The following is a 20,740-nucleotide window of genomic DNA, read 5'->3' as shown; positions in this document are numbered from 1 at the left end:
TAGCACCGGATGAGCTGGAATACCGTCTGGAATACCCGAACGGCTGGAACTCAAAAACTCTCAAAAGACCGAAAAATCGCTGGAAGCCACGTATTTACTGGGTTTCAGCCACAAAAAAAGACGTCCGTGGACGTCTTTAGATGTTGAAGTGGTGGAGCCGGGGGGATTTGAACCCCCGTCCGCCAGTACTCCGCTGTCGGTACTACATGCGTAGCCGTGTCTATTAAGTTAACCCTCAGCGACCCGACGGGCAGGGTGCTTTGGGCGAGTTGTGTAAGTTTTAGCCGCTTCGTCCACAACGTACTGCACGGCGATTCTGTTCTATATGACAATCACTTCGGGTTTACAGACATCCCCTGGTGATTGCTGGGCCCGAAGGCACCAGAAGTGTTTTAGGCAGCCAGAGCTGCGTTATCAACACCGTAGTCTTTGTCATTGGCAACTATAAGAAGTTGCAACAGTGGATTTACGAGTTCTGTTACCAACTCGGCATGCACCTAAAGTTTCGCAACCGGCGTCGAATCCTAAACGGCCCCGAACTCATTGCTCGTGAATCAAATGAGCAACAAGCCTGCACAGTCTACGTCAAAGTGGCCCGGAAGGCCAACCCGAAGGTTGGCCCTGCCAGGGATCAGTTCCGGGTTGGGTTACGAATTTGCATTTTGGTGATGATGCCGGAGGTGACTTCGACGCAATCCTTATCGTTCCCGGCTGCCTGAGAGGCTTTCGCTTTGGTCAGTGCCGCTTTTACGGTGTCCATTGTGCCTTCAGGAAGGGAGGGCGCACTGTCCACGAAATCGCTTATTTGTTGAATATTCCCGGCACACAGATCTTTATCCGCCGCAAACACCGGCGACGCCAACATTGCAGCAGCGATGAACAATCCAGCAATTGCAGAGTGCTTCATGGGTATCTCCTTGCGCATGAGGGCTCGGTGCTGCCGGTGAAGGAGGCCGCTGGCCGAGGTGGTTATAAGCCCCTTGCAAAGGGCCTAGTCAAATGACTATAGCCGCGCATAGAAATTCGGTTTTTTTTTACTAAAAAAGCGAACCTTCACGAGCCGGCTCGCTGGCGATCGGTTGCTCAGGCCAGATCGGTGTCGACTGATCTCAAGCCATCGCCAGCAAGCCGGTTCCTACGGTTATCGGCGAGCTTGCGTCACCCGGTCCACCAGATACACCAGCCCGTGATAATCGATTCCGCCGTGCTGACTCAGGCCAATTTCGCAGGTGCGGCTGGTGGAGATACCTTCCTCGCAATACTGCACGGCGTCTTTCAAGGTGCGCAGGGAATGAGCGTTCAACTCAGGGGTGGTAAAGCCCTTGTCTCCGGCAAACCCGCAGCAGTGAATGCCTTCGGGAATCACCACGTTGTTGCTGCACTTGCGCGCCAGATCGATCAGCGCCTGGCTCTCGCCCAGGTGTTGCGTGCTGCAGGTGACATGCACGGCGATCGGCGCTTCCTGCGGCGTGAAGTCCAGTCGATCCATCAAATGTGTGCGGATGAAACGCACCGGGTCGTACAGGTCCAGACGCACATCGCCCAAGTCCTGGGCCAGGCGCAAGGTGCAGGGACTGGTGTCGCAGTAAATCGGGTCGAGGCCGCCACGGCTGGCGTGGAGCAGGGCGCCGATCAGTTCCTGGCGTTTGTGTTCGGCCTGTTCGGCATAACCCTTGGAAGCAAACGGCTGGCCGCAGCAGAGGTTGTCCAGATGGTCCGGGAAGATCACTTGATACCCGGCTTTTTCCAGCAGGCCTCGGGTTTTGTCGTACAGCGACATTTGCTCCTTGTCGCCGGCTGCCGGCCCCATGGCCCGAGAAACACAAGCCGCCAGATACACCACGCGCGGGCGTTCATCGGTCACCGACGGGCTGAAGCGAATGGCTTTTTCCGGTTGCGGCATGGCGCTGGTCCATTGCGGGACCTGGCCTTTGGACAAGCGCGTCAGCGTTGCCGACCACTTCGCCAGTCGTGGGGCGCCGAGCAACATCCGCGCACCGTTGGCGACGTGCAGGGTGAAACGTGCGCCTTGCAGTGCCGTGGCGAAATTGCCTTCAAGCCAGTTAGCGGTTTTCGTATGGGTAGCGTGCTGGCCGCGAAGTTTTTTCACCAGCTCGCCGGTGTTGATTCCTACAGGGCAACGTTGTGCACAGAGCCCGGTCGCGGCGCAGGTATCGATGCCCTGATATTCGTAAGCGGCCTCGAGTTCGCGGGTGTCGACCCCGGCGCGTTTTTTCGCCTGGATATCACGCCAGATCACGATGCGCTGGCGCGGGCTCAGGGTCAGGCCTTTTGACGGGCAGACCGGTTCGCAGAATCCGCATTCGATGCACTTATCCACAATCTCGTCGGCGGCCGGCAAGGGTTTCAAGTGCTTGAGGTGAATCTGCGGGTCTTCGCTGAGCACCACGTCCGGGTTGAGAATGCCGCTGGGATCGAGCAGTCGCTTGAGCTGCCACATCAACTGATAGGCGTCGCTACCCCATTCCAGCTCAACGAACGGCGCCATGTTGCGCCCGGTGCCGTGTTCAGCCTTCAGCGAACCGCCGAATTCCACTGCGACCAATTGCGCCACGTCATCCATGAACGCCTGGTAGCGTGCGACTTCTTCCGGGCTGTTGAAGCCCTGGGTGAAGACGAAGTGCAGATTACCTTCCAGCGCGTGTCCGAAAAGGATCGCCTCGTCGTAGTGATGTTTGTCGAACAACTCGATCAGGCGATTCACCCCGATGGCCAGCTGTTCCACCGGGAAGGTCACGTCTTCGATGATCACCGTGGTCCCGGTTTTGCGCACCGCACCGACGGCGGGGAAAGTGTCCTTGCGGATCGCCCAGAGACGGGCGTTTTCCAGCGGGTCTTCGGTGAAATCAACTTGCTTCTCCACCGGGAACGACGCCAGTGACGCCATGATCTGCGCCAGTTGTTCGTGCAGCAATGTGGAAGACGCCGCTCGGGATTCGATCAGCAGGGCGCAGGCATTGTTCGACAGATGCTGTACGAAAGCGGGCATGCCGGGTTTGCTCTGCACCGAGCGCAAACTGCGTCGGTCCAGCAGTTCGACTGCCGACACTGGCTGGCTTTTCAGCACGGTGACGGCGTTGCAGCAGGTTTCCACATCCGGGAACACGATCAGCGCCGAGGCCTTGTTCGGGTGATCGATCACTGTGTCGTAGGTCACCGCGCTGATGAATCCGAGCGTGCCTTCGGAACCCACCAACAAGTGGCTCAAGATATCCACAGGCTCGTCGTAATCCACCAAGGCGTTGAGTGACAGGCCGGTGGTATTTTTCAGACGGTATTTGTGGCGAATCCTGGCAGCCAGTTCGGCGTTGGCGCGGGTCTCGCGACCCAACGTCGCCAAGCGTTCAAGCAACCCTGCATGGCTTTGCCGAAACGCCGCGACACTGGCGGCGTCTTCCGTGTCGAGGCGGCTGCCATCGGCCAGCACCAGTCGAATGCCAGCCAGGGTGTGATAGGTATTTTGCGCCGTGCCGCAGCACATGCCGCTGGCATTGTTGGCGACGATGCCGCCGATTTTGCAGGCATTGATCGATGCCGGGTCCGGGCCGATCTTGCGCCCGAACGGCGCCAGCCAGGCATTGGCCTGGGCGCCGATCACGCCGGGTTGCAGGCGAATTTGCGTGCCTTGACCACGGATTTCGCGAGCGTTCCAGTTATCCCCAAGCACGATCAGCACAGAATCGCTGATCGCCTGGCCGGAGAGGCTGGTGCCGGCGGCGCGGAAGGTCACCGGCACTTGATCGCGCTGGGCCAGTTTCAGCAACGTCACCACTTCATCTTCGGATTCGACGCGGATTACCAGTTGCGGAATCAGCCGGTAGAAACTGGCGTCAGTGCCGAAGGCCAACGTCGACAGCGGATCGTCGAAACGCCGCTCCGGTGGAATCAGTTGCTGCGTATCACGCAGGAAAGCGGCCGGTAGACTCATTGGTCCTCCAGGATCAGCACCACCAGGTCTTTCGGACCGTGGGCGCCGTAGGCCAGCACTTGTTCAATGTCAGCGGTTTTCGACGGGCCAGACACCAGCAAGGCATTGGTCGGCATGCCTTGCGCCCATTCGAACTCCTGCTGCACCTGATAAAAGTTGTCGCGAATTTCACTGGCCTTGAGCAGGGCGAAATGCACCGGTGGCGCGAGGCTCATCATGCGCGGCTCTTCCCGCGTCGGCCAGATGATCAGGCTGCCGGTTGCGGCGATTGCGCCGAGGGTCGTGGTCAGGCTCGCCGGGGTGTCGTTGAACAACTCGGCTTTCCATTCCTCGATCGGACGATCATAGGCCTTGAGCGTCGGCAGGTCGGGATTGTTCTCCCAATGCTGTGCGACACGCTGCCCGTGAGGTGTGGTCGGGGCGATCAACAGGCTCGGTAACTGGCGATCCGTCACCAACTGACCGAGCAGTTGAGGCCAACCGTCACCCGAGGTCAGATGGATTTCCGTGTGCACCGCTTCCATCAGTTTGCGCAGTTGCGGGATGCGTTGTTCCGGAGCGTAGGTGTAAGGCTGTGTCACCAGATCGACATCGAAGTTGTCAGCCACCGGCGTGGTGCCTGTCAGACTTTTACGCAGTTTGGCGAGGATGTTTTGCTTGGCGCTCATCAACGATCTCCCTGTTTGGCCAGATGCTCGCGAGCCATGTCATGCAATGAACGGGCAGCGGGTTTCGGGGCGCTGTGGTTTTGTGTCCACGGGCCAACCTTGCTCGGCGTGAGCGCGCGCAGGCGTGTCGCGGCCAAAACGAACAGTCGATACAGCGTCGGTGAGCTATTGAGTTTTGCCCAGGCATTCCAGATGAAGCGTTCCTTGCGCGAGTACTTGCTGCCCTGGCCGCGCATCACTTGATGGCTGCTGTCCGGCGCTTTGACGTTCTCTTCGCGCAAGCGGCGCAACAACGCGGGAATAGGTATTTTCACCGGGCACACTTCACCGCAGGCACCGCACAACGAAGAGGCGCTCGGATGATCCGGGACTTTTGCCAGGCCAACCATGTGCGGGGTGATGATTTTTCCGATAGGGCCGGGGTAGACCTCCCCATAGGCGTGGCCGCCAATTCGCGTATAGACCGGGCAATGATTCATACAGGCGCCACAGCGAATGCAGTTCAGGGTCTGGCGCAGTTCGCTATCGGCGAAGGCCTGGCTGCGACCGTTGTCGAGCAGTACCAGATGCACTTCCTGCGGGCCGTCGAGCTCGTGTTCCTTGCGCGGGCCGGAAATCATGTTGACGTAGGTCGTGATCGGGATACCCAAGGCGGAACGGGTCAGCAGTGACAGCAGCGGCACCACGTCGCGCAGGTTTTCCACGACTTTTTCGATGCCGGTGACGGCGATGTGCACCGGTGGCACGGTGGTGGTCATGCGGCCGTTGCCTTCGTTTTCCACCAGCAGCAGGGTGCCGGTTTCGGCCACGGCGAAGTTGACACCGGAAACGCCGATGTCCGCTTCAAAGAATTTCTGCCGCAGGACTCTGCGACCGATCTGAATGAGTTGGTCAACGTCCTTGGTGTATTCCACTCCAAGTTTGTCGTGGAACAAGGACGCGACCTGACCGGCGTTCTTGTGGATCGCCGGCATAATGATGTGAGAAGGCTTCTCGTGGTCGAGCTGGACGATGTACTCGCCCATGTCCGATTCCAGGCATTCAATGCCCTGTTCAGCGAGGACATGATTCATCTCCATCTCTTCGCTGACCATCGATTTACCCTTGATCACTTGCCGCCCCTCGTGAGCGCGGATGATCGAGAGGACGATACCGTTGGCTTCGTCCACCGTTTCCGCCCAGTGCACTGTCACACCGTTGCGGGTCAGGTTCTGTTCAAGTTGCTCGAGCAGTTCGGGCAACTTCGATAACGCTCGGGCGCGAACAGCGTTGCCCAATGCGCGTAAATGTTCTCTTTCGTGGGCATCGCTGAAAGCCGCTGCCCGCTTGGTCATCAATGAATCCATCGCCTTGCGGAAGTTGCCGCGCAATTGCGCATCACCCAAGGCCTCGTGAGCCCGGGTGCGGAAATCTTCTTCCACGGCGACCGTAGGAATAATCTCGGCGGCGCTCATTGGGCACCTCCGGTACGCTGCCAGAGGAAACTGGCCAGATGCTGACCGCGTAACGCTTCCTTCTGTTTTTCCAGTGAGCCGTTGATGTTCATCAGGCAACCGCAGTCGGCACTGAGTACCTTGTGCGCGCCGGAGTCCTTCAACGATCGGGTCTTGTCAGCCACCATCGCGCCGGAAATATCTGGCATACGGACGCTGAAAGTCCCACCGAAGCCACAGCATTCGCTTTCATGGCTATGGTCGACTCGCTCCACATTGTTCAGCTGCGATAAAAGCTCACGGCCGTGCAGGTGGGTGTTCATTTCACGGCGTGCCGAACATGACGTATGCAACGCTACCTTTACCGGTTCGCCGCTGTCCTTGAGCTGCACCTTGCAGACAAACAACAGGAACTCGGTGAGTTCATAGGTTCTGGCAGCCAGTGCCTCAACCTGTTGCAACGTGTCCGGCTCGTCCTTGAACAAGTCGGCATAGTGCTCACGCACCATGCCGGCGCAGGAACCTGACGGCACCACCACCGGATAATCCCCGGCGAACAACGCCAGTTGCGAGCGCGCCACGGTCCGGGCTTGCTCGGTATAACCCGAGGTGTACGCCGGTTGTCCGCAGCAGCTTTGCCCTTGCGGATAGTCGACACGGATGCCTTCGCGCTCCAGCAAATGGATCGCGTCCATTCCGGCTTCCGGGTAGAACAAGTCGACTACGCAGGTCCCGAACAGGTACACCCGTTGCGGTTTCTCGCTGGGGTATTGCCGAGGTTCAGGCAGTGGCGGGGCGACACGGGTCGCATTCGGCACAGCGTTGTAAAAAAGCTCGCTCATCAGGCGTGTCTCCGGGTGGGCCCGGTTATCCGTCCGCTGAGGCCGCTGAATATAGAGTGAGATTCTTTCAGCAGCCTTACAGACCGGGTTGTGAATAGCTGACGCCGGAATCGTGGTCCGGCGTCGGTTTTTTCCGTATCGGTTGTGGCGCTTAGTGCACCAGCATGCCGGTGAACCAATAGGCCTGAGCCAATGTGATCAAGCCGACAATCGTTGCGAAGAACAGGCTGTGCTTGAGCGTGAAGCGGAACAGGTCCGACTCCTTGCCCACCAGCCCGGTCGCGGCGCAGGCCACGGCGATCGATTGCGGCGAGATCATCTTGCCGGTCACGCCACCACTGGTGTTCGCCGCCACCAGCAAGGTGTCGTTGACGCCAATCTGGTGTGCGGTGGTTGCTTGCAGGGAACCGAACAGTGCGTTGGACGAAGTATCGGAGCCGGTCAGGAACACGCCCAGCCAACCGAGGAACGGCGAGAAGAACGGGAAAGCTGCTCCGGTACCGGCCAGCACCAGGGCCATGGTCGACGACATGCCCGAGAAGTTGGTGACGAACGCGAAAGCCAGCACCATGCCGATGGACAGGATCGGCCAGCGCAGTTCGTAGAAGGTCTCTTTCAAAGTGGTCAGACCAGTTTTGAGATTGATCTTCAGGACCAGCATCGAGATCAGCGCGGAGAAGAAAATCGCCGTGCCGGTCGCGGAAATCGGGTCAAGCTTGAACACGGCTGGAATGGCCGTCGGGTTCGCCACGATCGGCGCAACCTTGATCACCATCTGATCAAGATGCGGAATGGCAAAGTTGAACACGAAGTTGTACATCGAACCGCCGGCGGCGAACATCGCCTTGAACGGTTTCAGGGTCCAGATGGTGACCAGCACGGTCAGGATCAGGAACGGCGACCACGCCTTGAAGATTTCTCCGAGGCTGTAAGGCGATGCCACGGTGCTGCGTTTCTGACCGAAACCACCGACATTGGCGGTGACCACGGATGCCGAGACGGCACCGGCGATATGCTGGCCGGCGGCGCGTTTTGGCTGCCAGACTTTCAGGAACAGAGTCAGCGAGATCAGGCTGGCCAGGGCTGAAGTGATGTCCGGCAGTTCCGGGCCAATGAAGTTCGAGGTGAAGTACTGGGTCACGGCGAAGCTCAACCCGGCGACCAGTGCAGCAGGCCAGGTTTCGCGGACGCCGCGCAGGCCATCCATCATGAACACCAGCCAGAACGGCACGAACAGCGACAGCAGCGGCAGTTGGCGACCGGTCATGGCGCCGATCTTGAACGCATCGATGCCGGTCACTTGCCCGGCAACGATGATCGGAATCCCCAGGGCGCCGAAGGCTACTGGCGCGGTGTTCGCAATCAGGCACAGGCCTGCGGCGTACAGCGGGTTGAACCCCAGACCGACCAGCAATGCGGCGGTAATCGCCACGGGCGCGCCGAAACCTGCCGCACCTTCGAGGAAGGCACCGAAGCAGAAGCCGATCAGCAGGACCTGCAGGCGTTGGTCATCGGTAATCGACAGCACCGAGCTGCGGATCACTTCGAACTGGCCACTCTTGACCGTCAGCTTGTAGAGGAAGACAGCCGCCACGATGATCCACGCGATCGGCCACAGGCCGTAGGCGAAACCGTAGCCCGCAGCGGCGAAAGCCATGTCGACCGGCATCTGGAAGGCAAAAATTGCCACCAGGATCGACAAGGCCAGCGTGATGCTGCCGGCGACGTGCCCCTTGAGATGGAACACGGCCAGAGCCAGAAAGAAAAACACGATCGGAATAACGGCCGCGAGCGCGGATAAACCGAGGCTTCCGAGCGGGCTGTAGAGCTGTTGCCAGGTTTGCATATGGGGTGGCCCCTAATTGTTGTTGGTCAGGCACTGATCAGCGTTCTTGGATAATTGGTAATACCAATTTACAATCGCTGTTGGCTAGGGTAAAAGCCTTGAAGGTGGTGTGTCAATTTGCCGCCCTAAAACTTTTGTCGAATACATGTCCCTCAAGAATCGGCTTTGTGTTTGATCAAGTGCTGTATGACAGGTGCCGACGCGGCAGCAATGGGCCAGAATAGAGCGCCGGCGCGCCGTCGGATCGTGGAGAAGATGAGTTATGGGGTTTGATCAGATTCGTCAGCGCCGTTTGTCTGACGATATTGTCGAGCAGCTTGAGGGCATGATCCTCGAGGGCACGTTGAGGGCCGGAGAGCGCTTACCGGCCGAGCGAGCGCTGGCCGAGCAGTTCGGCGTCTCGCGCCCTTCGCTGCGTGAGGCCATTCAAAAGCTGACGGCCAAGGGCTTGCTGGTCAGTCGCCAGGGCGGCGGCAATTACGTGGTGGAGTCGTTGGGCACGACGTTCAGTGATCCGCTGCTGCAATTGCTGGAGAGTAATCCCGAGGCTCAGCGCGATCTGCTGGAGTTCCGCCACACCCTGGAAGCGTCCTGTGCCTATTACGCGGCATTGCGCGCCACGGACGTCGACCGCGAGCGGCTGACTGCGGCGTTCAATGAGTTGCAGGATTGTTATTCGCGTCACGATGAAGTGAGTCGCGCGGAAGAGGGCGCGGCCGATGCGAAATTCCATCTGGCGATCGCCGAGGCCAGTCATAACGCGGTGTTGCTGCACACCATTCGCGGGCTGTTCGATTTGCTCAAGCGCAACGTGGTGACCAACATCGGCGGCATGTACAAGCAGCGCACCGAAACCCGAGACATGCTGATCACGCAGCACCGGGAGTTGTATCAGGCGATTATCGAGGGGCGGGCGGAACAGGCGCGGGAAGTCTCCAGTCGACACATTCTGTATGTGCAGGAAGTGCTGGAGGAGGTGCGCCAGGAAGTGCAGCGCGTGGCGCGGGCGGAGCGGCGCAAGGGAATGTAGTCGAGGAGCTGAGCGTTGGCAGTCCAATAGCAATCGCCAGCAAGCCGGCTCCTACAGGTATCGTGTTCCGCCGGTAATTTTATGGCGGGCTGGATTCTGTAGGGGCCGACTTGCTGGCGATCTTGCTCTCAAGGAATGAAATTAATCTTCCTTGCCCTTGTTGCGCACCGCACGCTGCAACTCGCGACCGGCGTCACGTTCGCGCTCGGTATCGCGCTTGTCGTATTCCTTCTTGCCCTTGCCCAGCGCGATCTCGCACTTGACCATGTGCTTGCTCCAATACCAGGACAGGCACACGCAGGCGTAACCCTTCTGCTGCACAGCGGCAGCGAGCTTCTCGAGCTCGCGTCGGTTGAGCAGCAATTTACGGGTGCGCACCGGATCCGCTATGACGTGAGTGCTGGCTGTCATCAGGGGCGTAATGTGACTGCCGAGCAGCCAGGCTTCGCCATCCTTGAGCAGCACATAACTGTCAACCAGCTGCAGCTTGCTCGCCCGCAGACTTTTTACTTCCCAGCCGGCCAGGACCAGACCAGCCTCGAACTTATGCTCGATGAAGTAATCGTGTCGCGCCTTTTTATTCTGCGCGATGGTCCCTGTTGGGTGTTTCTTCTGTTTAGCCATAGGGGCGGCATTATAGGGAGTTGCAAGCGAGTCGGCTACGGTGTTGCTACGTGCTTGAGCAGGTTGATTGAATCCCGGACAATGCGCGCTCTTTTTCGAACGCTTGGGCGTGATAACGATGTCGACAGACAAGGTTTCTGTCCACGGCAGTTGGGCTAGCCGCTGGGTCTTCATACTCGCCGCGACCGGTTCGGCCGTGGGCTTGGGTAGTATCTGGAAATTCCCCTACATGGTTGGCGTCTACGGCGGCGGCGCGTTTGTGCTGATGTTCCTGGCCTGTATCGCGCTGATCGGTGTACCGGTCATGCTCGCGGAAACCCTGATCGGTCGGCGCGCCCGGCAGAGCCCGGCCAATGCCCTGAAGGTGCTGGCACTGGAGGCGGGGCATTCGGCCAAGTGGTCGTGGGGCGCATTCGCCGGGATGATCACGGCGTTGCTGATCCTGTCTTTCTATAGTGTGGTTGGCGGCTGGTCGCTGGATTACATCATCGACATGGGCCGAGGCGACTTCCAGGGCGCGACGCCCGATCAGGTGGGCGCTTACTTTGGTGCGGTGATCGCTGACCCATGGCGGCTGACACTTTGGCACACAGTTTTCATGCTGCTGTCGGCCGTGGTGATTGCCAAAGGTGTGGTGGCCGGGCTTGAGCGCAGCTTGCGGATCATGATGCCGCTATTGTTTGTGATGATCCTGGTGCTGCTGGGTTACAGCATGACCACCGGGCACTTCATGGAAGGCGTGCATTTCATGTTCGACTTCCACCCGGAAAAGGTCATGGACGGCTTGCTGCCAGCGATGGGGCATGCCTTCTTTTCCCTGAGTGTCGGCGTTGGTTCGATCATGATCTACGGCGCCTACATGCCGAAGAATTCGTCGATATCCGGCACTGTTGTTGGCGTGGCGCTGCTTGATACCTTCGTGTCACTGGTCGCCGGTCTGGCGCTCTTTCCGATTGTGTTTGCCGGGGGGTTGAACCCGAGCGAAGGCCCTGGCCTGATGTTTGTCAGCCTGCCTTTTGCCTTCGGCAACGTAGCGTTTGGCCAGTTGATGGGCGTAGTGTTCTTCGTATTGGTTGCGATTGCGGCCTGGAGTTCGGCCATCTCGCTGCTCGAACCCATGGTGGCTTACTTGGTCGAGCGCTCGAAAATCAGTCGGGCCTGGGTCACTTTCTGGCTGGCTTTCATCTGCTGGTTTGTCGGTCTGGGCACGGTGTTTTCCTTCAATATCTGGAAGGAAGCCAAGTTTTTCGTGAACGAAGGCGGGTTGTTCCACCTCTATCAATGGGGAGCGGCAGGCGGTCTCGACTTCTTTGGCGTGATCGATTTCTTCACCTCGCGGATCATGCTGCCACTCGGTGGGCTGTGTTTCGTGGTGTTTGCAGGCTGGGTGATGGGCCGTGACGCGGTGCGTGAGGAGTTGTCGATCCGCAACCCGGCATTGTTCGCTCTGTCCCTGTTCTTGATGCGCTATGTGGCGCCCATCGGCATTCTCGTAGTGTTTGCCGCCCAGCTCTGGAAGTAACGCTGACATGACGACACACATTTCACGTTCAGCCCTGCTGCCGTATCCGGCGCAAGCGCTTTATGACCTGGTCAACGACGTGGCGCGGTATCCGGAATTCCTGCCGTGGTGCTCAACGGCTGAAGTCCTGGAAAGTTCTCCCGAACACATGCGCGCCAGCGTCGGTGTGGCCAAGGGCGGCCTCAGTCAGCATTTCGTGACGCGCAATACCCTGGTGCCGGGTCAATCGATCGAGATGAACCTTGAAGAAGGGCCGTTCACTCAGCTGCACGGCGTCTGGGTCTTCAAGCCGCTGGGCGAGAAAGCCTGCAAGATCAGCCTGGACCTGTCGTTTGACTACGCAGGGCCGATTATTCGCGCCACCTTGGGGCCGTTGTTCAATCAGGCCGCCAATACGCTGGTGGATGCGTTCTGCCAGCGTGCCAAGCAAATGTATGGTTAAGGCGATGATCGAGGTCGAGGTGGTGTATGCCGCTGAAGATCGTCAAGTGCTCACGCCGGTCACAGTACCGGCGGGGACGACGGTTCGTGCTGCATTGTTGAGGTCCGGGATCGGTGATGTGGTTGCCGAGCTGGATTTGGCTGAATGCCCGGTGGGCATCTTCGGCAAGGTGATTGGCGATCCCGACACCCGAGCGGTTCAGTCGGGTGATCGAATCGAGATTTACCGGCCGCTGCTGGCAGATCCCAAGGAAGTCCGGCGACTTCGGGCGGCCAAGGCGGCCGAGGCCAAAGCCCGGAATCAATGAGTGGCAAAAACAGCAGGCAATAAAAAACCCGGACATGCCGGGTTTTTTATTGCGTCGCAAATTATTGCGGCGAGGTGTCCAGTGGTTCTGGAGTCGGGACAGGAACGGTTTCTACGCCGTCGACGTCCTTTTGAATCTGATCCAGCAACGAACCTGGCTTGACCGGTTTTTCCGGTTTCGGCTTCTCGACGTTTTCTGCCGGTTCAGTGACGGTGGTGCCACTGTCCTTGCCGAGAATCGCTTCGTCGCGGCTCACGCCTGGCATGAAATCGCCAGAGAGGCTGACAAGCTGGTCATTTGGGTTGAAGATAACGCTAATGCGTTCCTGTTGGCGTTCACCGCCCCCGGGTTGCAGGCTGTACAGGTAATCCCAGCGATCGGCATGGAACGTGTCGGTCAGCAGAGGGTTGCCCATGATAAACCGTACTTGCTTTCGGGTCATTCCCGGGCGTAACTGGTCTATCATGTCCTGCGTGACGACATTGCCCTGCTGGATGTCGATTTTGTAAACCCCGGGGAATGAACAACCGGCGAGTGCGAGCAGTCCCACAAAGGTGAAACTGGTTAGCAAGAGCTTGGTGTTTTGCATCGGTGGGCGACTTCCACTATCTTGGCTGGGACAACGTAAACGCCGATCATACCCGCATTAAGAGAAGCTGCGAAGCAGCATCGCGAGAAAGCTGACCATGGTTGAAAATAGCGAACTACGCAAAGCCGGCCTCAAAGTGACCCTGCCACGGGTCAAAATTCTGCAAATGCTCGATTCCGCCGAGCAACGCCACATGAGTGCTGAAGATGTTTATAAGGCGCTGATGGAGGCTGGCGAGGACGTCGGTCTGGCCACGGTTTACCGTGTACTGACTCAGTTCGAGGCAGCTGGCCTTGTGGTGCGGCACAACTTCGACGGAGGCCACGCGGTCTTCGAACTGGACGACGGTAAGCATCACGACCATATGGTCAACGTCGAAACCAGCGAAGTGATCGAATTCTTCGACGAAGAAATCGAGCGCCTGCAGAAAGCCATCGTCGACAAGTACGGTTTCGAGATGGTTGATCACAATCTGGTGCTGTACGTACGCAAGAAAAAGTAAGCATGTCGCGCGAACCACGTTCGCGAAACGAACGAAGGCGACCTCAGGGTCGCCTTCGTGCTTTCTGTCTGCCTTAAATTTTTGCTGCTACCACCATTTTTTTCGCGTGAGCCAGGGACTCCTTGGTGAGGTCGATGCCGCCCAGCATTCTGGCGACCTCTTCCACGCGGTCGTTCTTGCTTAGTTTGGAGACGGCCGTGCGAGTGGCGTCTTCGCCTCGTACCTTGTGGACAAAAAGATGCTGGTGGCCCTGTGCTGCGACTTGCGGCAAGTGGGTCACGGTCAGCACCTGTCCGCGCTCGCCGAGTCGACGCAGCAACTGGCCGACAATTTCGGCCGTCGGGCCGCCAATGCCCACGTCCACTTCGTCGAACACCAGGGTCGGCACGCGAGAGGTCTGTGCGGTGATGACCTGAATCGCCAGGCTGATCCGCGACAGTTCGCCGCCGGATGCCACTTTCGCCAGGGCCTTCAATGGCTGGCCCGGGTTTGCGCTGACCAGCAGTTCGACCTGTTCGAGGCCGTTCGGCAGCAGTTCATCGCTGCTATTGGGGCGAAGCTCAATGGTGAAGCGGCCGCCGGGCATGCCCAGGCGCTGGATTTCCTGCTCCACGGCGCTGGCCAGGCTGCTCGATGCCTGTTGGCGCAAGTCACTCAGCTCTCGGGCCTTCTCCTGATAATGACGGGCATAGGACGCCAGCTCTTCGCTCAGTCGCTCGATGGATTCGTCGTTGGCATTCAGGGTTTCGATTTCATCCAGCAGGCGTTGCTGCATCTCCGCGACTTCGGTCGGCTGGATGCGATGTTTGCGCGCCATGGTGTAAATCGCGTCGAGACGCTCTTCCAGATATTGGAGGCGCGCAGGGTCGGCATCAAAATTATCCAGGAAGCGGTTTAGCTCCCCGACGGCTTCCTCCACTTGGATCTGGGCACTGGTCAGCAGACTGCTGGCTTCACCGAGTGCACCGATGGAGCTGTTCGCGCTCGACAGGCGGTTGAGGCTGGCGGTAAGGGCATTCAATACATTGCCGGAGTCACTTTCGCTGCATTGCTCGACCACTTGCCGGCAAATCCCCAGCAAGGTTTCGGCATTGGTCAGGTTCTTGTGTTCCTGTTCCAGCTGTTCCAGCTCGTTGTCGCCCAGGCCGAGGTTTTCCAGCTCTTCCAGTTGATAGCTGAGCAGTTGATGGCGGGCGCGTTGCTCATCGCCGGAATTGGAAAGGCGTTCGAGCTCCTGGCGCGTCTGGCGCCAGCGCTGGGCGGCGAGCTGTACCTGGCGGGCGAGATCGGTTGCGCCGGCGTATTCGTCGAGCAGGCGGCGGTGGGTATCGGTCTTGAGCAGGGATTGGTGCTCGTGCTGGCTGTGGATATCGATCAGCAACTCGCCCAGCGCCTTGAGGTCGCCGAGCGGGCAGGGCGTGCCATTGATATAGCCGCGTGAACGTCCTTCGGCGGTGATCACCCGGCGCAGGATGCACGGGCCGTCGTTCTCGAGGTCGCGTTCGGCCAGCCAGGTGCTGGCTTCCGGAATGTCAGCCAGGTCGAAGGTTGCCAGGATGTCGGCCTTGTCTGCGCCGGGACGCACCACGCCGCTGTCGGCGCGATCGCCCAGCGTCAGGCCCAGCGCGTCGAGCATGATTGACTTGCCGGCGCCGGTTTCACCCGTGATCACGCTCATTCCGCGATCGAGTTCGAGATCGAGATGTTCAACGATGGCGTAGTTATGTACGGACAGGTGCACCAGCATAAAGGCCGCTCCCAGGCTTTAGGTCTGGTTATTTATACAGTGTTTTGTTTCTGGCTGACAATGCCCTCGCTTGGCTCGTTTCGATTGATCCGACGAAATCGTTAGCGCAGCAAGCCAAACCAATGCAGAGCTTTTTGTAGGGTTAATCACGTCGACCCCCTTGAAGCCGGATTTTGCGGCCCCATATAGCTGGCAGAAGCGCGAGTCGAGCTCGCGGACGATATTGAAAGGAGAATTCTATGGCTGACGAACAGACAGTGGATACGCAAAATCAAGACGCCGATCAGGCTCCTCAAGCTTCGGGTGATGACCTGGCGGCCCGTGTACAAGTGCTCGAAGAGCAGCTGGCAGGCGCACAGGATCAGGCTTTGCGTGTAGCCGCCGATCTGCAGAACGTCCGCCGTCGCGCCGAGCAGGATGTAGAAAAGGCTCACAAATTCGCGCTGGAAAAATTCGCCGGCGACCTGCTGCCGATCATCGACAGTCTCGAGCGTGGCCTTGAGTTGTCGAACCCGGATGACGAAAGCATCCGTCCAATGCGCGAAGGCATCGAACTGACCCTGAAAATGTTCCAGGACACCCTGAAGCGTTATCAGCTGGAAGCGATCGATCCGCATGGCGAACCGTTCAACGCCGTTCTTCATCAGGCGATGGCCATGCAGGAAAGCGCCGATCTGGAGCCGAACAGCGTGCTCAAGGTTTTCCAGAAGGGCTACCAACTCAACGGTCGCCTGCTGCGCCCGGCGATGGTCGTGGTCAGCAAGGCCCCTGCGCCGGTTTCGCCTTCGATTGACGAGCAGGCTTGAAATTAGCCGCAAGGCCCCCATTTAGAAGTCAAGCGTTTAAGTGCTACCGCAGTTAGCCACCACTGCTGCGGCAACCAAATCCAAAGTTTCGGGAGAGTGAACATGGGCAAAATTATCGGTATCGACCTGGGGACTACCAACTCCTGCGTCTCCGTACTTGAAAACGGCGTAGCCAAAGTTATTGAAAACGCCGAAGGCGCGCGTACCACGCCGTCGATCATCGCTTACGCCAACGATGGCGAAATCCTGGTCGGCCAGTCCGCCAAGCGTCAGGCTGTGACCAATCCGCATAACACCCTGTACGCGGTGAAGCGTCTGATCGGTCGTCGCTTTGAAGAAGAAGTTGTACAGAAAGACATCCAGATGGTGCCTTACAAGATCGCCAAGGCTGACAACGGCGACGCTTGGGTTGAAGTGAATGGCCAGAAAATGGCTCCACCACAAATCTCGGCTGAAATTCTGAAGAAAATGAAGAAAACCGCCGAAGACTACCTCGGCGAGCCAGTGACCGAAGCGGTGATCACCGTTCCGGCCTACTTCAACGACAGCCAGCGTCAAGCTACCAAAGACGCCGGCCGCATCGCGGGCCTGGACGTAAAACGTATCATCAACGAACCAACCGCAGCCGCTCTGGCTTACGGTATGGACAAGGCCAAGGGCGATCACACCGTGATCGTTTATGACCTGGGTGGCGGTACTTTCGACGTTTCCGTGATCGAAATCGCTGAAGTCGATGGCGAGCACCAGTTTGAAGTGTTGGCTACCAACGGCGATACCTTCCTGGGTGGTGAAGACTTTGACATTCGTCTGATCGACTACCTCGTCGACGAATTCAAGAAAGAAAGCGGCATGAACCTCAAGGGTGATCCGCTGGCCATGCAGCGCCTGAAAGAAGCCGCTGAAAAAGCCAAGATCGAGCTGTCTTCCGCTCAGTCGACCGACGTCAACCTGCCGTACATCACTGCAGACGCCACCGGTCCTAAGCACCTGAACGTGAAGATCTCCCGTGCCAAGCTGGAAGCGCTGGTTGAAGACCTGGTTCAGCGCACCATCGAGCCTTGCCGCATCGCGCTGAAAGACTCCGGTATCGACGTTGGCGCGATCAACGACGTGATCCTGGTCGGCGGTCAGACCCGTATGCCACTGGTTCAGAAGCTGGTCACCGAGTTCTTCGGTAAAGAAGCTCGTAAAGACGTTAACCCGGACGAAGCGGTTGCCATGGGTGCTGCGATTCAGGGTGCTGTTCTGGCTGGTGACGTTAAAGACGTTCTGCTGCTCGACGTCAGCCCGCTGACCCTGGGTATCGAAACCATGGGCGGCGTGATGACTGCGCTGATCGAGAAAAACACCACGATTCCTACCAAGAAATCGCAAGTGTTCTCGACTGCCGACGATAACCAGGGCGCCGTGACCATTCACGTGCTGCAGGGTGAGCGTAAGCAGGCTGCGCAGAACAAGTCCCTGGGCAAGTTCGACCTGGCCGAGATTCCACCAGCACCACGTGGCGTGCCACAAATCGAAGTGACCTTCGACATCGACGCCAACGGCATTCTGCACGTAGGCGCCAAGGACAAGGCCACTGGCAAGACTCAGTCGATCGTGATCAAGGCCAACTCCGGTCTGTCCGACGAAGAGATCGAGCGCATGGTGCGTGATGCCGAGGCCAACGCCGAGGAAGATCGCAAGTTCGAAGAGCTGGCTGCTGCCCGTAACCAAGGTGATGCACTGGTTCACTCGACGCGCAAAATGGTCGCTGATGCTGGCGACAAAGTGAGCGCTGAAGAGAAGACTGCAATCGAAGCCGCTGTAGTTGCCCTGGAAGCCGCTGTTAAAGGCGACGACAAGGCTGCTATCGAAGCCAAGGTTGAAGAGCTGTCGAAGGTCTCCGCGCCAGTGGCTCAGAAAATGTACGCCGAACAGGCTCAGCCAGCCGAAGGCGCTGCACCGCAAGGTGAGTCGGCCGAGAAGGCTGACGATGTCGTCGACGCTGAGTTCGAAGAAGTAAAAGACCACAAGTAAGTTGTTGGTCGCCCGGTTGACTGCCTTCAGGCGGTGACTGGTAGGATGTCGCCGCGCGGGAGCTTGCTCCCGCGTTGGCGTGTCTGGAACACGCGAATTTTTACAGCATGCGACCGCGTTCGCGTGCTGCTGGCATGGCCGGGAATGCTCCTGCTTTCCGAGCCTGAAGTGCCACATCGAAACAAAGACCAGGATCGTTGAATTGACGTGAGTTGGGTCCGGGCCTGTATTGGGGCTCAACGAGTTCGGCAGGGTTCAGGAGAGGTTTGCCGAACGTCCTCAAGAGTGCAAATGACTTATGGCAAAGCGTGACTATTACGAAGTATTGGGTGTTGAACGAGGCTCAAGCGAGGCGGACCTGAAAAAGGCCTACCGTCGCCTGGCGATGAAGCACCACCCGGACCGTAATCCCGATGACAAAGCGTCGGAAGAGATGTTCAAGGAGGCCAACGAGGCCTACGAAGTGCTATCCGATTCCAGCAAGCGTGCGGCGTACGACCAGTACGGCCATGCCGGTGTCGACCCGAGTATGGGTGGCGGCGGCGCAGGTTTCGGTGGGCAGAACTTCTCCGACATTTTTGGCGATGTCTTCAGTGACTTCTTCGGTGGCGGTCGCGGCGGTTCCCGTGGCGGTGCTCAGCGCGGCAGCGATTTGCGCTACACCCTGGAGCTGGATCTGGAAGAAGCGGTGCGCGGCACGACCGTGAATATCCGCGTTCCGACGCTGGTCAACTGCAAGCCATGCGATGGCTCGGGCGCGAAGAAAGGTTCTTCGCCGGTGACTTGCCCTACCTGTGGCGGTATTGGCCAGGTACGCATGCAGCAAGGCTTCTTCTCGGTGCAGCAGACCTGCCCGCGATGCCATGGACAAGGCAAGATCATTTCCGATCCGTGCGATTCCTGCCACGGCGAAGGTCGTGTCGAAGAGTACAAGACCCTGTCCGTGAAGGTGCCGGCCGGTGTCGACACTGGTGACCGCATTCGCCTGTCCGGCGAAGGCGAGGCGGGCGCACAGGGTGGCCCGACTGGTGACCTGTACGTGGTGATCAATGTGCGTGAGCACTCGATCTTCCAGCGCGATGGCAAGCACCTGTTCTGCGAAGTGCCGATCAGCTTCGTCGATGCGGCGCTGGGCGGCGAGCTGGAGATTCCGACCCTTGATGGTCGGGTCAAGCTGAAAATCCCTGAGGGGACTCAGACCGGCAAGCAGTTCCGTGTTCGTGGCAAAGGCGTGGCGCCCGTGCGTGGCGGCGGTGCTGGTGACTTGATGTGCCGTGTGGCGGTCGAGACCCCGGTCAACCTGAGCCGTCGTCAGCGCGAAATGCTCGAGGAGTTCCGCAGTTCCCTGGCGGACGACAACAGCCATTCGCCGAAAACCACAGGCTGGTTCGAAGGCGTGAAGCGCTTCTTCGGCGATTTGTAAGGAGACAGGCATGCGACGTATAGCAGTGATGGGCGCCGCCGGGCGCATGGGCAAAACCCTGATTGAAGCCGTTCAGCAAGCGCCGGGTGCCGGTTTGACGGCGGCGGTGGATCGTCCTGACAGTACGCTGGTCGGCGCTGACGCTGGTGAGCTGGCTGCGATCGGTCGCATCGGTGTGCCGCTGTCGGGTGATCTGGATCGTGTGGTCGATGAATTCGACGTCCTGATCGACTTCACGCACCCGACGGTGACCCTGAAGAATCTCGCCTTCTGCCGCAAGCACAACAAGGCGATGATCATTGGCACCACGGGCTTCAGCGTTGAAGAGAAACAGTTGCTGGTGGAGGCGGGCAAGGATATCCCAATCGTCTTCGCGGCCAACTTCAGCGTGGGTGTGAACCTGTGCCTGAAGCTGCTCGACACGGCTGCTCGCGTGTTGGGCGATGATGTCGATATCGAGATCACCGAAGCCCACCACCGGCACAAAGTCGACGCGCCGTCCGGAACGGCCGTACGCATGGGTGAAGTGATCGCTGATGCCTTGGGTCGTGACCTGAAGAAGGTTGCGGTTTACGGTCGTGAAGGTCAGACCGGTGCGCGTGATCGCGAGACCATCGGTTTCGCCACGGTGCGTGCTGGCGATATCGTCGGTGATCACACTGTGCTGTTCGCCGCTGACGGTGAGCGTGTCGAGATCACGCACAAGGCGTCCAGTCGTATGACCTTCGCCAAGGGTGCGGTACGCGCTGCATTGTGGCTGGATGGGCGTGAGCCTGGTCTTTACGACATGCAAGACGTGCTCGACCTGCGTTAAGATGCACCCGAAACCGGGCTCGCGCACAGCGTTTGAGCCCGGTTTTGTTCCGCCAAGCGACGTCCTGTCGCATTCTCCAGCCTTTAAGGCTCATTGGCGGTAGACCAAAAAGGCCTTTTTCTGTAAGCTACAGCTTTAGTGTGTCCACTAAAAGCGCGCAGAATAATTCAGTGAAGA

18 protein-coding genes and 1 other RNA gene are annotated in these 20,740 nt (G+C 58.7%); 9 read left to right on the top strand and 10 right to left on the bottom strand.

Annotation, left to right across the window (positions count from 1 at the left end; all coding sequences use genetic code 11):
- Positions 1 to 149: 149 nt before the first annotated feature.
- The 7 genes from ssrA to KHO07_RS25175 all read right to left on the bottom strand — a co-directional run bounded on the left by ssrA (position 150) and on the right by KHO07_RS25175 (position 8,738).
- Positions 150 to 536: a transfer-messenger RNA gene (ssrA, locus tag KHO07_RS25205) on the bottom strand.
- A gap of 95 nt (positions 537 to 631) precedes the next feature.
- Entirely contained in the window at positions 632 to 907 is a 276-nt protein-coding gene (locus KHO07_RS25200) for a hypothetical protein (protein WP_150731763.1), read from the bottom strand.
- 234 nt (positions 908 to 1,141) lie between these two features.
- Positions 1,142 to 3,949, bottom strand: a complete 2,808-nt coding sequence (locus tag KHO07_RS25195) for an FAD-binding and (Fe-S)-binding domain-containing protein (protein WP_212625827.1) — start codon at positions 3,947 to 3,949, stop codon at positions 1,142 to 1,144.
- Positions 3,946 to 4,617, bottom strand: coding sequence for a lactate utilization protein C (locus KHO07_RS25190; RefSeq protein WP_212625826.1), 672 nt, complete (start codon positions 4,615 to 4,617; stop codon positions 3,946 to 3,948). The genes KHO07_RS25195 and KHO07_RS25190 overlap by 4 nt, the downstream gene beginning before the upstream one ends.
- Positions 4,617 to 6,071 (bottom strand): LutB/LldF family L-lactate oxidation iron-sulfur protein, encoded by a 1,455-nt coding sequence (locus KHO07_RS25185; RefSeq protein ID WP_212625825.1) that lies wholly within the window; start codon positions 6,069 to 6,071, stop codon positions 4,617 to 4,619. Before KHO07_RS25185 ends, KHO07_RS25190 begins: the two co-directional genes overlap by 1 nt.
- Positions 6,068 to 6,892 (bottom strand): (Fe-S)-binding protein, encoded by an 825-nt coding sequence (locus KHO07_RS25180; protein ID WP_212625824.1) that lies wholly within the window; start codon positions 6,890 to 6,892, stop codon positions 6,068 to 6,070. The genes KHO07_RS25185 and KHO07_RS25180 overlap by 4 nt, the downstream gene beginning before the upstream one ends.
- A gap of 151 nt (positions 6,893 to 7,043) precedes the next feature.
- Positions 7,044 to 8,738 carry a lactate permease LctP family transporter gene (locus KHO07_RS25175; protein WP_212625823.1) on the bottom strand — a complete coding sequence of 565 codons (1,695 nt, stop codon included), beginning with the start codon at positions 8,736 to 8,738 and terminating at the stop codon, positions 7,044 to 7,046.
- A 262-nt stretch (positions 8,739 to 9,000) separates the two neighbouring features.
- Between KHO07_RS25175 and KHO07_RS25170 the strand changes: the two genes are divergently transcribed.
- Complete coding sequence (locus KHO07_RS25170) at positions 9,001 to 9,768, top strand: FCD domain-containing protein (RefSeq protein ID WP_212625822.1); 768 nt, start codon at positions 9,001 to 9,003, stop codon at positions 9,766 to 9,768.
- Positions 9,769 to 9,909: 141 nt separating this feature from the next.
- Here KHO07_RS25170 and smpB read toward each other — a convergent pair whose 3' ends face one another.
- Positions 9,910 to 10,392 (bottom strand): SsrA-binding protein SmpB, encoded by a 483-nt coding sequence (gene smpB, locus KHO07_RS25165; protein ID WP_007915208.1) that lies wholly within the window; start codon positions 10,390 to 10,392, stop codon positions 9,910 to 9,912.
- Positions 10,393 to 10,510: 118 nt separating this feature from the next.
- Between smpB and KHO07_RS25160 the strand changes: the two genes are divergently transcribed.
- The 3 genes from KHO07_RS25160 to KHO07_RS25150 are packed head-to-tail and all read left to right on the top strand — an operon-like array spanning position 10,511 to position 12,663.
- Complete coding sequence (locus KHO07_RS25160; RefSeq protein ID WP_150731770.1) at positions 10,511 to 11,914, top strand: sodium-dependent transporter; 1,404 nt, start codon at positions 10,511 to 10,513, stop codon at positions 11,912 to 11,914.
- A gap of 7 nt (positions 11,915 to 11,921) precedes the next feature.
- Positions 11,922 to 12,356 (top strand): type II toxin-antitoxin system RatA family toxin, encoded by a 435-nt coding sequence (locus tag KHO07_RS25155; RefSeq protein ID WP_150731771.1) that lies wholly within the window; start codon positions 11,922 to 11,924, stop codon positions 12,354 to 12,356.
- A complete protein-coding gene (locus KHO07_RS25150) occupies positions 12,349 to 12,663 on the top strand; it encodes an RnfH family protein (protein ID WP_212625821.1) in 315 nt (104 codons plus the stop codon). The genes KHO07_RS25155 and KHO07_RS25150 overlap by 8 nt, the downstream gene beginning before the upstream one ends.
- Positions 12,664 to 12,724: 61 nt before the next feature.
- Here the strand turns inward: KHO07_RS25150 and KHO07_RS25145 are convergent, their stop codons facing one another.
- On the bottom strand, positions 12,725 to 13,252 hold the full coding sequence (locus KHO07_RS25145; protein WP_150731773.1) for an outer membrane protein assembly factor BamE: 528 nt from the start codon (positions 13,250 to 13,252) through the stop codon (positions 12,725 to 12,727).
- Positions 13,253 to 13,349: 97 nt separating this feature from the next.
- On the opposite strand from KHO07_RS25145, the gene fur reads away from it, so the two are divergent.
- A complete protein-coding gene (gene fur / locus KHO07_RS25140) occupies positions 13,350 to 13,754 on the top strand; it encodes a ferric iron uptake transcriptional regulator (protein WP_003197684.1) in 405 nt (134 codons plus the stop codon).
- 73 nt (positions 13,755 to 13,827) lie between these two features.
- Here fur and recN read toward each other — a convergent pair whose 3' ends face one another.
- Positions 13,828 to 15,501 (bottom strand): DNA repair protein RecN, encoded by a 1,674-nt coding sequence (recN, locus tag KHO07_RS25135; RefSeq protein ID WP_212625820.1) that lies wholly within the window; start codon positions 15,499 to 15,501, stop codon positions 13,828 to 13,830.
- Positions 15,502 to 15,740: 239 nt separating this feature from the next.
- Here recN and grpE point away from each other — a divergent pair, with 239 nt between their 5' ends.
- The 4 genes from grpE to dapB all read left to right on the top strand — a co-directional run bounded on the left by grpE (position 15,741) and on the right by dapB (position 20,563).
- On the top strand, positions 15,741 to 16,307 hold the full coding sequence (grpE, locus tag KHO07_RS25130; RefSeq protein WP_150731775.1) for a nucleotide exchange factor GrpE: 567 nt from the start codon (positions 15,741 to 15,743) through the stop codon (positions 16,305 to 16,307).
- Between the two features lie 102 nt (positions 16,308 to 16,409).
- On the top strand, positions 16,410 to 18,326 hold the full coding sequence (gene dnaK / locus KHO07_RS25125) for a molecular chaperone DnaK (RefSeq protein ID WP_150731776.1): 1,917 nt from the start codon (positions 16,410 to 16,412) through the stop codon (positions 18,324 to 18,326).
- Between the two features lie 298 nt (positions 18,327 to 18,624).
- Positions 18,625 to 19,749, top strand: coding sequence for a molecular chaperone DnaJ (gene dnaJ, locus KHO07_RS25120; protein ID WP_007973132.1), 1,125 nt, complete (start codon positions 18,625 to 18,627; stop codon positions 19,747 to 19,749).
- A 10-nt stretch (positions 19,750 to 19,759) separates the two neighbouring features.
- Entirely contained in the window at positions 19,760 to 20,563 is an 804-nt protein-coding gene (dapB, locus tag KHO07_RS25115) for a 4-hydroxy-tetrahydrodipicolinate reductase (protein WP_150731777.1), read from the top strand.
- Positions 20,564 to 20,740 lie beyond the last annotated feature (177 nt).

Source organism: Pseudomonas sp. PP3, from assembly GCF_905336995.1.
GTDB lineage: Bacteria > Pseudomonadota > Gammaproteobacteria > Pseudomonadales > Pseudomonadaceae > Aquipseudomonas > Aquipseudomonas reinekei.
Note: the sequence above shows the minus strand (reverse complement) of the source record. Positions and strands in the feature narration are given on the sequence as shown.

Bases quoted from the DNA above. Each gene is read 5' to 3' on its own strand.
- recN (WP_212625820.1), bottom strand. From the start codon at position 15,501: ATGCTGGTGCACCTGTCCGTACATAACTACGCCATCGTTGAACATCTC.
- KHO07_RS25170 (WP_212625822.1), top strand. From the start codon at position 9,001: ATGGGGTTTGATCAGATTCGTCAGCGCCGTTTGTCTGACGATATTGTC.
- dnaJ (WP_007973132.1), top strand. From the start codon at position 18,625: ATGGCAAAGCGTGACTATTACGAAGTATTGGGTGTTGAACGAGGCTCA.
- grpE (WP_150731775.1), top strand. From the start codon at position 15,741: ATGGCTGACGAACAGACAGTGGATACGCAAAATCAAGACGCCGATCAG.
- KHO07_RS25160 (WP_150731770.1), top strand. From the start codon at position 10,511: ATGTCGACAGACAAGGTTTCTGTCCACGGCAGTTGGGCTAGCCGCTGG.
- KHO07_RS25200 (WP_150731763.1), bottom strand. From the start codon at position 907: ATGAAGCACTCTGCAATTGCTGGATTGTTCATCGCTGCTGCAATGTTG.
- KHO07_RS25155 (WP_150731771.1), top strand. From the start codon at position 11,922: ATGACGACACACATTTCACGTTCAGCCCTGCTGCCGTATCCGGCGCAA.
- KHO07_RS25190 (WP_212625826.1), bottom strand. From the start codon at position 4,617: ATGAGCGCCAAGCAAAACATCCTCGCCAAACTGCGTAAAAGTCTGACA.
- KHO07_RS25145 (WP_150731773.1), bottom strand. From the start codon at position 13,252: ATGCAAAACACCAAGCTCTTGCTAACCAGTTTCACCTTTGTGGGACTG.
- KHO07_RS25180 (WP_212625824.1), bottom strand. From the start codon at position 6,892: ATGAGCGAGCTTTTTTACAACGCTGTGCCGAATGCGACCCGTGTCGCC.
- dnaK (WP_150731776.1), top strand. From the start codon at position 16,410: ATGGGCAAAATTATCGGTATCGACCTGGGGACTACCAACTCCTGCGTC.
- KHO07_RS25185 (WP_212625825.1), bottom strand. From the start codon at position 6,071: ATGAGCGCCGCCGAGATTATTCCTACGGTCGCCGTGGAAGAAGATTTC.
- fur (WP_003197684.1), top strand. From the start codon at position 13,350: ATGGTTGAAAATAGCGAACTACGCAAAGCCGGCCTCAAAGTGACCCTG.
- KHO07_RS25195 (WP_212625827.1), bottom strand. From the start codon at position 3,949: ATGAGTCTACCGGCCGCTTTCCTGCGTGATACGCAGCAACTGATTCCA.
- KHO07_RS25150 (WP_212625821.1), top strand. From the start codon at position 12,349: ATGGTTAAGGCGATGATCGAGGTCGAGGTGGTGTATGCCGCTGAAGAT.
- dapB (WP_150731777.1), top strand. From the start codon at position 19,760: ATGCGACGTATAGCAGTGATGGGCGCCGCCGGGCGCATGGGCAAAACC.
- smpB (WP_007915208.1), bottom strand. From the start codon at position 10,392: ATGGCTAAACAGAAGAAACACCCAACAGGGACCATCGCGCAGAATAAA.
- KHO07_RS25175 (WP_212625823.1), bottom strand. From the start codon at position 8,738: ATGCAAACCTGGCAACAGCTCTACAGCCCGCTCGGAAGCCTCGGTTTA.